The organism is Brachyspira catarrhinii (assembly GCF_005518285.1).
In the GTDB taxonomy this organism is placed as follows: Bacteria; Spirochaetota; Brachyspiria; order Brachyspirales; family Brachyspiraceae; genus Brachyspira; species Brachyspira catarrhinii.
Window position 1 is genome coordinate 1 of sequence record NZ_SJDU01000064.1, and the last position, 8,715, is coordinate 8,715.

Annotated in this window: 10 protein-coding genes and 1 pseudogene; 2 read left to right on the top strand and 9 right to left on the bottom strand. The window is 29.1% G+C overall.

The window, feature by feature from the left end; all coding sequences use genetic code 11:
• Positions 1 to 324: 324 nt before the first annotated feature.
• From EZH24_RS03850 to cdaA, 5 genes are all read right to left on the bottom strand, one after another.
• On the bottom strand, positions 325 to 1,251 hold the full coding sequence (locus EZH24_RS03850) for a hypothetical protein (RefSeq protein WP_137997809.1): 927 nt from the start codon (positions 1,249 to 1,251) through the stop codon (positions 325 to 327).
• A gap of 264 nt (positions 1,252 to 1,515) precedes the next feature.
• The gene (locus EZH24_RS03855) at positions 1,516 to 2,028 is read right to left on the bottom strand and encodes a Gx transporter family protein (RefSeq protein ID WP_137997810.1); all 513 of its coding nucleotides are present in this window, start codon (positions 2,026 to 2,028) and stop codon (positions 1,516 to 1,518) included.
• 19 nt (positions 2,029 to 2,047) lie between these two features.
• Positions 2,048 to 2,416, bottom strand: a complete 369-nt coding sequence (locus EZH24_RS03860) for a NusG domain II-containing protein (RefSeq protein WP_236847059.1) — start codon at positions 2,414 to 2,416, stop codon at positions 2,048 to 2,050.
• A gap of 18 nt (positions 2,417 to 2,434) precedes the next feature.
• Positions 2,435 to 3,448, bottom strand: coding sequence for a CdaR family protein (locus EZH24_RS03865; RefSeq protein WP_137997811.1), 1,014 nt, complete (start codon positions 3,446 to 3,448; stop codon positions 2,435 to 2,437).
• Positions 3,445 to 4,224, bottom strand: coding sequence for a diadenylate cyclase CdaA (gene cdaA / locus EZH24_RS03870; protein ID WP_137997812.1), 780 nt, complete (start codon positions 4,222 to 4,224; stop codon positions 3,445 to 3,447). The genes EZH24_RS03865 and cdaA overlap by 4 nt, the downstream gene beginning before the upstream one ends.
• A gap of 186 nt (positions 4,225 to 4,410) precedes the next feature.
• Between cdaA and EZH24_RS03875 the strand changes: the two genes are divergently transcribed.
• Positions 4,411 to 4,968 carry a hypothetical protein gene (locus tag EZH24_RS03875; protein ID WP_137997813.1) on the top strand — a complete coding sequence of 186 codons (558 nt, stop codon included), beginning with the start codon at positions 4,411 to 4,413 and terminating at the stop codon, positions 4,966 to 4,968.
• A gap of 160 nt (positions 4,969 to 5,128) precedes the next feature.
• Positions 5,129 to 5,689: a hypothetical protein gene (locus EZH24_RS03880; protein WP_137997814.1), complete on the top strand. Its 561-nt coding sequence runs from the start codon at positions 5,129 to 5,131 to the stop codon at positions 5,687 to 5,689.
• Between the two features lie 12 nt (positions 5,690 to 5,701).
• On the opposite strand, the gene nadD is transcribed toward EZH24_RS03880, so the two are convergent.
• From nadD to EZH24_RS03900, 4 genes and pseudogenes are all read right to left on the bottom strand, one after another.
• Positions 5,702 to 6,283, bottom strand: a complete 582-nt coding sequence (gene nadD, locus EZH24_RS03885) for a nicotinate (nicotinamide) nucleotide adenylyltransferase (protein ID WP_137997815.1) — start codon at positions 6,281 to 6,283, stop codon at positions 5,702 to 5,704.
• 53 nt (positions 6,284 to 6,336) lie between these two features.
• A complete protein-coding gene (locus tag EZH24_RS03890; protein ID WP_137997816.1) occupies positions 6,337 to 7,128 on the bottom strand; it encodes a HinfI family type II restriction enzyme in 792 nt (263 codons plus the stop codon).
• The gene (locus EZH24_RS03895; RefSeq protein WP_137997817.1) at positions 7,128 to 8,204 is read right to left on the bottom strand and encodes a DNA-methyltransferase; all 1,077 of its coding nucleotides are present in this window, start codon (positions 8,202 to 8,204) and stop codon (positions 7,128 to 7,130) included. The genes EZH24_RS03890 and EZH24_RS03895 overlap by 1 nt, the downstream gene beginning before the upstream one ends.
• Before the next feature lie 115 nt (positions 8,205 to 8,319).
• Positions 8,320 to 8,715 (bottom strand): annotated as a pseudogene (locus EZH24_RS03900) (DUF4405 domain-containing protein); the annotation flags it as partial.

The following is an 8,715-nucleotide window of genomic DNA, read 5'->3' on the forward strand; positions in this document are numbered from 1 at the left end:
ATAAAAATAGTCATTGCGAACACGCTAAAGCGGGCATGTTGCCAAGTGAAGCAATACAAAATTAATAGAATTTTATTTTAAAATCAACTTTATTAATAGTAGATTACTTCAGGTGTTGCCCTCGTAATGACAGTAATAAAATGTTTGTCATTACAAAAATTCCCGTCCATTGCGAGCGTAAGCGTGGCAATCTATACAAAATAGATTACTTCGGTTATAAATAGCCTCGTTTCCATAGGGACGCAAAGCGAATGACAATACATTTCCCGTCATTGCGAAATTTATTTATAAATCGAAACAATCTACTATTAATAAAATCAAATCTTAAAATCGCTTACAGCGGGCAGTCGCCAAAAATTTTTTCATTTTCGATTTGAACGAAGTAAACTCTCTGCAAATATTTATAAAATAAGGATTAAAATTTAAATCCTTGCAATCGGAAAGTTTTTTGATAAATAATTTTGTCCAAGTAAGAAGATGCAAAGAATGAAATTTAATTTTTCTATTTTCGCCGTTTAATATATAATTGCAAAATGGCTCTTTATTTTCAAAAAATATTTTCTTCATTTCATATTTTCCTTTCTTCAGCATTTCAAATTCGGGCGCGCCGTAAACTATAGCCGAATCAAAAATTGAATCGTTTACGACTTCGCTCAAATTTCCAATCGTCTCTTTTATATTTGAAAAAAATTCTCTCGATATATCCATATCCGAAATGCTTCCTGCAACTCCGTTAGTCGCTCTGTCGGTTTTATAATACATATCTTTTAATTTATTAAGTTCGTTTTCGTTCGTGTATTTGAATAATAAATATTTTGAAAATTCGTTTAAAACTTCAATATCTTTAATATGCATTGTCAAAGCCAAATTATGAGCGAGAGATATTTTATAATTTGAAAACGGATTTAACGCACTCTCCAAATCGGAAAATATTAATATGTCGCTGTCGATATGCAAACATTCTTTTATATCGTATTCTCTCATAAAATCTCTTAAAATAATCCATCTTAACATACAAAACATTTCATAGTTTGGATTACTTTTGCCAAGGTGAATATATTTTTCTTTGAAAGTTTTTGCATCTTCGCTTGAAATTTTAGATATGTTTACAAAAGTAGAATATTTGGAATAATTTTTATTTTCTTTATCGGATATTAAAAATATTTTTGAATTTAGATTTGTTCTTTTTATTTGCCTTAAAACATAAACGACATATTTTGCAAAACCCGTATGTATTATCGCTATATTCATAATACATACCTTGAATATATTTTTAACGGAGCGTTAAATAATTTTATTTTTCTAAAAGTTATGCAAAGAAAAAAATCAACTAAATATAATTTTAGCGTTGACGGTTGACGGTTGACGGTTGACGGTTGACGGTGATGAACTTCATACCGTCATTATACATTAAATTTATTTTTTGTCAAATGTTTTTTTATAATTTTAAATGAATAGTAAATTCAATTTTTTATATTTTTTATATTTAAAATAATGTTTTTGTCATAAAAATTATTAATTATCTCTAATCAAAAATATACTTATAATCCCCACGATACTTCCCGTTATTAAAGAAATTATAAATACGGGAACTATTAAAAATTTTATATCGGGCAGATTAAATAAATATTTTGATAAAAAAGCTTGCGATAAATTGCTCGTAAGCGCGCCAGCTAAACTTATTCCAAAAAACGAAAAAGTATTTTTAAAGTTTCTCATAAGTTTCATTACAATTACAGAAACTATTCCTCCGCATAATCCTAAATAAAAAGTAGGAGTAAATATATACGCAAAAGCTACGGCGACTGAAATATTTTTTATAAGTATAAGTAAAATAAGCTCTCTTAATTTGAAAGAGTCCAAAACTATTATTACGATTATAAAAGAAAAACCGATTCTAAAATACGGAATCGGACGAGGAAACATATTTTCCAGCGCCGCTATAAAAGAAGAAAGAAATGCGAAAAATATTATATCGTATATTCTTCTTTTTCCTTTATGAAATTTAATATCTTCAAAAAAAGTCATAATTACCGCCGAATTTAAACTATTGAACTATAGAATCTATTTCAATATCGTCTTCAAAATTATTTTCAAATCTGATTATTATTCCGTTTGGCATGCATATTAAAGGAGCGTTTTTTAAAATTCCAGCTTTAACGCATAATTTATCGCGACAGGGAGATTCTAAAAATTTTACATTATTATTTTTTATCAATATTTTCGACTCGCCCAATAATCCTTCGATAATAATTTCCCTCTCGTTATTTAAATCGAATCTTAAAGATTTATTTGAAGATTCTATTATTATTTTTGAATCGTTATTATTTTCTATTAGTCTTTTAGCGTAAAAAAAAGAAAAAGCGATTATAAAAATAAAAATAATTATATCTCCAAATTTTATAAATTTTATCATTTTATTTAACTTTAATTTTTATCTGCTTTCGGTTTCAATATCGAAAAAAGAAGGCTCTATATTGAGTAATTTTGCATAAGTTGGAATATTGACTTCCACCGATATATTCGAATAGATTCCCGCGTTTGTTATATTTTTCAAATTCAAATATAAAGACAAATCGCTTTCCGAAATATTCGTAACCAAATTTTTATTGACTTCCAATACCAATTTTTGAACTATTAAAGGATTTTCCAATTTTACATTTAAACGGCTGTCCAAATTATTTATATTAATCACTATATCGTTAAACTCTATTTTTTCCGTATCTTTATTGAATAAAACATTGACATCGACAAGCGAAATATCCGACTTTATATTTTTAGGCAAATTGAGTCTAATCCTTGCGGAATAATCCAAATATTTATCGGTTAAATCCAAAGGAACTGTGTTTATTTTATTTATAGAAGAAATTAAATTTTTTGGTCCAGAAATTATAGCGTTTGACGGATTTATTATTATATTTTCTATATCCAAACCCAAAGAAGTAGTTCCGATTGTTGTCGCTTGTATCGGCACGGTTTTATAAACCAATTCGTCTAAAACTATAGGAATTCTATTCGGAGTTATAATAATATTCAAATTCTTATAATCTATATCTTCCGAAAGATTTACTCTATACATATTGCTTCCAAGTTGAGCGTTAGTCAAATCTATATAAGTCGAAAATTCCATCGGGTATTCATGCTTGCTGTCTCTAAATCCTCGAACCGTTATCGTAATATTTTCCTGAATATTATTCGCAATTAAAAGTTTTGACGGAATATTTATTATATCCAATTTCGCTATATAATCTTTGGAAAATTCCTGCTGATAGCGGACATATAAAAATAATATAAAAGCCATAAGCAAACATAAAAGTTTTATTTGAAATCTTTTCGTTATTAGATTATAAATTTTTCTATAGCTTTTTATAGATTTCAATTCGGTTCTTTTATTTTTGATTTTTTCTTTTATTTTTTCTCTTTCGCTTTGTATCTTATTTCTAATCATTTTATTTCCAAAAGTTCTCCAAGTCTCGCGTATAATTCGTCTCTATTTAAATCGTATTCCAATATTCCGTTATGAACCAACGAAATGCTTTGCGTTTCTTCCGACACAACCAAAATAACCGCGTCAGTTTGTTCGGAAATTCCAAGCGCCGCTCTATGCCTCGTTCCTAATCTTCTGTTTTTTATTTTCGGCTCCATTTCTGTTAAAGGCAAATACGCGCTTGCAGCAGCAATTCTATTTTCCATTATTATAGCCGCTCCGTCATGAATCGGATTGTTCTTAAAAAATATCGCCTCTACAAGTTCTATAGATATATCGGCGTTTAGTTTTACCGCTCTGTCGATTAAAGAGTGAAGAGAAATATTTTTTTGAAACACTATTAAAGCTCCATGTCCTTTATATGATAAATTAAACGCGGCGCTTAATATTTTTTGAATATTATTTTCGTCATAACCGAACGATTTTTTGAAAAACGCTCTTCCTCCCAATATTCTTAAACCATGCCTTATTTCCGCTTGAAACAAAACGACAATCGCGATAAGTCCCACTTGAAAAAATTTATCGAATATCCAAGACAATGTCGTAAGCCCGAATACTCTCGCCATAAAAGTAATGAAAAATAATATTATAAATCCCGCGACAACGCTGTAAGCTCTCGTATTGTAAACGAATATATAAACAAGATAAAATAATATCGCGACTAAAATTATATCGATACCGTAAAAAATATATTTCCAAGCGGAATTAGATATATAATTATTTATATTGTAAAGCATGAGATTATTATATCATATATTATGTTTATTTGCAAATATTTATAATTATAGTAATTATTTTATCGGAAAAAACGAAAAATTTTGCATTTTTTTATAAAAAAATCATATTTTTTTAACAAAAGCACTTGATTTTTTTTTTTTCTTATATAATATCAAGTAAAATTTAAAAAACAAGGAGAGAATAATATGTTATTAAAGAAAATCATATTATCTACAACTGTAGCGATAGCTTTAATTATTGCTATTCCTACAAAAGCGCAAGCGGCCTTCTCGGATGGAGACGCGGTTGGAGCAATGCTCATGGGCGGTTATCCCGCTGGAGGAGCTATAGGAGTGACTGGACAATCAAGTAAAGTTCCAGTAATGTTTGGAGGAACGGTTCGATTTGGCGGAGGCTGGTTCGGAATAGGTTTTACCGCAGATTGGTGGGGCTTCAAACATAATTTTGGACCCGTTGGAGATTCTGACGCTTGGGTATATCTGGGACCTGGCGGAGCTTTTACGGTTGACTTCGGTAGCGGATATTGGTTTTTAACCGCTGGTTTGAGGATGCCCGTAGGTTTCTCGTTTATCGTTAAACAAAACTGGGAAATATTTATAGAAATTGCTCCGACTGTAAATGTTATAGCTGCGGGAAATAGCGGATTTTATGTCTTTGGCGCTCGTATCGGTGAAGGCGGAGGATTCTATTTGCCTGGCTTCTTCGGGTTTGGAGGAGAATTCGGATTTAGATATTGGTTCTAATTCATTGTTTTTCTCTTATATTTTAATATATAGTCTCGCTTTACGGCGGGGCTTTATTATTTTTTAATATTATATTTATACTTTACTTTTTTTAATAATTTTTTTATAATTTTTATAATTAAAGAAAATTTTGAATATAAATTCTTTTAAGGTTTTAAAATTGAAAAAAATAATTCTTTTTACTTTTATTATTATAATTTCTTTATCTTCATATAATAAACTTTTTGCAAATTATCCTTCTGGAAGCGCGGCGGGTTTTTTTATTCGTTTTAGTTTTCCGAGTCAGACATCGTTGGGCATCACGGGAAAATTCGAAGGAATTCCTTTTATGTTCGGCGGAATATTCAATATTGGGATATCTTCGAGCGGATGGAGTTGGTTTGGATTAAGCGCAAGCGCCGATTGGTGGGGATTTACCACAAAATTGGGCGACTTGGGAAAATCGGATGTCAGGCTATATTTGGGACCGGGATTAGAAGCTATAACGGGATTCGGAAACAAATATTGGAATATAGAAGCGGCTTTCAGAATGCCCGTTGGAGTTTCGTTTATAGTCGACAGAGATTGGGAAATTTTTCTTCAAATTACTCCTGGTTTAAGTATCATTTCAATAGGAAGCAGAGGATTTGGAACTTTCGGCTGGTATCCAAGTTATACGGGCTGGACATTCGCGTCTTTCTTTAGATTTTCGGGCGACTTCGGATTTAGATATTGGTTTTAATTATTTTATTTTTTATAAATATAGTTTATTAGAAATTATATAGTCGTAAACTTTATCGTTTAGAAAATATCTGAAAGCTTTATTTTTTTTTATTCTCTCTCTTATTAAAGTGGAAGAAATGTCGATTCTTGGAGCGATTATGATTTTTATATTATATTTTTCTATATTCTCCTTATCTAAATTATCGTTTTCTTCTCTATTAACCGCTACAATATTTGCAAGTTCGGATATTTTTTCTGGCTCTTTCCATTTGTGAAAATCTTTTATTAAATCCGCTCCTATAATCAAGGCGATTTTTCCGTCAACATTATAATTCTCGTATAAATAATTCAAAGTTTTTATAGAATAAGAAATTCCTTCGCTTTTTAATTCGTAATCGTCAAATGAAAATCTTTTATCGTCTTCTATAGAAAGTTTAAGCATATTGAGTCTGTCTTCGTTTGAAACTTCTCCGCTTATATTTTTATGAGGAGGAATTTTGCTCGGAATAAACAAAACTTTATCGTAATTCAATTCCTTAAGAACCGTGTCGGCTAAAATCAAATGTCCCAAATGAGGAGGGTCGAATGTTCCGCCAAGAATAGCAATTTTCATTAAAAAAAACCCGCTAATTTTTATTTGTAATTTATAAAAGATAAAAACTATATTTACATTTCCATAATTTTTTGATAAAGCTCGTCAAATATTTTTATATTCTTTTTATTTTCGGATATATTGGATAAACATTTTTCCAAATCGTCATATTTTATAGAAAGGAATTCGTCAAAAAATCTTTCGCCTCTTCTTATATTCGTTTCTTCGGGGATATAATTATTTCCTTTCATTTTCTTATTGGTAAAATAAAATAATATCGGAATAACGGTTTCTTTGTAATTCTTGTTTTTTAGTTCGGTCGCTATTGCGGCGTAAGTCGTTAGAAATTTTTTGTTTATATTTACAAATTTTCCAGTGTCATGGTCATCGTTATATTTTACTTCAAAATAATATATATTTTTATTATTATAAAAAATTAAATCCGTATCGCATTTAACTTCAATAAAATTATTTCCTTTATCGTTTAATATTTCATTTTGTAATAAACGAAATTCTTTTTTCAAATCGGCGGTATGTTCGTATTGACATTTTGCAATATAATCGTCTATTCTTTTTATATTTGAATCCGACAGATAAAATTTATTATTCTTTTTTCCGTTATATTCTTCTAAAATTTTAAATTTATTTTCGTTTGATATTATTAAAGTCATAAGTTCTTCAATAAAATTTCCAAATTGAATATTCATGCTTTGCAATAATCCTCCAAATACTCTATAGTTTTTAGGTATAAAATGCATTTTCTTATCATGCTTTTCTTTTAGATTTTTTATCTTTTTATTGGAAATTGAATTTTCAATTATATTTCTAACCGCTTTAATTATAATATTTTCCAAATCGTTTTTCATTATGATAAATCCTTGTATATGTATCTTAATTTATTTATTGGTATAAATTCATTGTCATAATATGCGTAAAAATAATCCCAACCGTTATTATTATTCAATCCTAATAATTTGGCGCTCATTTTATGTATTGATAAAGTTCCGTATTTATTAAAAACATTTCCGTCCGCTTTTACTTTGCAAACCTCTTCACCTTTGGAAGTATATAAAGATTGCTCTTCGGTTAAAAGTCCTCGCTCTAATAATTTTTTCATAGGAACTTTAGGAGGTTTTGCTTCCAAAGATAATTCTGTTATTTCGTTTATTTCGGGATTTATTTCTTTTAATCTCTTTTCGGCATAATAAATATATTTTTCCTCTCTTTCTATTCCAATATAATTTCTGCCTATCCTTTTTGCAACCGCTCCCGTAGTTCCTGTGCCAAAAAACGGGTCGAGAACCAAATCGTTAGGTTTAGAAGAAGATAAAATTATTTTGTAAAGCAATTCTTCGGGTTTTTGAGTGGAATGAACTTTGACTCCGCTATCGTCTTTTAATCTTTCGTTGCCTATGCATAATCCTATATTCCAAACGCTTTTTTCTTGTTTATCGTTATTCAAATATTTCATCGTTTTATAATTAAAAGTAAATTTAGTTTTTTTATTTTTACCGCACCAAAGCAAAGTTTCATGAGCGTTGCAAAATCTTGTCCCGCCAAAATTTGGAACGGGATTCGTTTTATGCCAAATAATATCATTTAATATCCAAAATCCCAAATCTTGCATTATTTTTCCGATTCTAAAAATATTTTGAAAAGAACCTATAACCCAAATACTGCCCGTGATTTTTAATATTCTTTGACATTCTTTAAGCCAACCGATACAAAAATTATCATATTCTTCAAAACCGCTGAATTTATCCCATGTATCCTCGACTCCATTAAATTTAGTTCCGTTCGTCCTTAAAAGCTCGCCTTCCGTTTGCATATAATATGGAGGGTCGGCAAATATAAGGTCTATACTCTCAGAAGGAATATTTTTTAATATCTCTAAAGAATCGCCTTTAATTATTTTATTTTTAATATCGTTTACAATATACATAATAGCCTAATCAAATTAAATAATTTTAAAATTAGTATAAATAAAAATTAAGAAAAATTCAATAAACAAAAGATTGCCCGCAGAATTGTAAGATAACAAATTTTACAAAATTTATTTATTTTTTATTCATAAAATTACTAAACAAATAAAAAATCTGACAAATCGCCAAAGTAATAATAGAATATTCGATATAAAAAATTGCAAGATTAAAATTAACAAAATCTTTCGGAATCATAAACATCGACTTCCAAAGTTGGCTTTTAATAAATAAAAATATTCCCAAAGCAATGAATATAAAAAACAAAAAATTATATAAATAAAGCGCGTATTTTTTATTCGTTTCTTTTATAACGCGAGCAAGTTTTTTAAATGACGAATTCGTATGAAGTCCCAAATGCAAAGCCATAAAAATAAATCCCCAAGCGGTAGACGAAACATGCAAATCTCTTGCAAATTGAGTCGCAATAAAAGGCGAAAATGAAAAAATGTTTCCAGACATCATTATAGAACC

What these genes read in the sequence shown, in the direction of transcription:
- EZH24_RS03850 (WP_137997809.1), bottom strand. Translation starts at nt 1,251, where the DNA reads ATGAATATAGCGATAATACATACGGGTTTTGCAAAATATGTCGTTTAT.
- EZH24_RS03855 (WP_137997810.1), bottom strand. Translation starts at nt 2,028, where the DNA reads ATGACTTTTTTTGAAGATATTAAATTTCATAAAGGAAAAAGAAGAATA.
- EZH24_RS03860 (WP_236847059.1), bottom strand. Translation starts at nt 2,416, where the DNA reads ATGATAAAATTTATAAAATTTGGAGATATAATTATTTTTATTTTTATA.
- EZH24_RS03865 (WP_137997811.1), bottom strand. Translation starts at nt 3,448, where the DNA reads ATGATTAGAAATAAGATACAAAGCGAAAGAGAAAAAATAAAAGAAAAA.
- cdaA (WP_137997812.1), bottom strand. Translation starts at nt 4,224, where the DNA reads ATGCTTTACAATATAAATAATTATATATCTAATTCCGCTTGGAAATAT.
- EZH24_RS03875 (WP_137997813.1), top strand. Translation starts at nt 4,411, where the DNA reads ATGTTATTAAAGAAAATCATATTATCTACAACTGTAGCGATAGCTTTA.
- nadD (WP_137997815.1), bottom strand. Translation starts at nt 6,283, where the DNA reads ATGAAAATTGCTATTCTTGGCGGAACATTCGACCCTCCTCATTTGGGA.
- EZH24_RS03890 (WP_137997816.1), bottom strand. Translation starts at nt 7,128, where the DNA reads ATGAAAAACGATTTGGAAAATATTATAATTAAAGCGGTTAGAAATATA.
- EZH24_RS03895 (WP_137997817.1), bottom strand. Translation starts at nt 8,204, where the DNA reads ATGTATATTGTAAACGATATTAAAAATAAAATAATTAAAGGCGATTCT.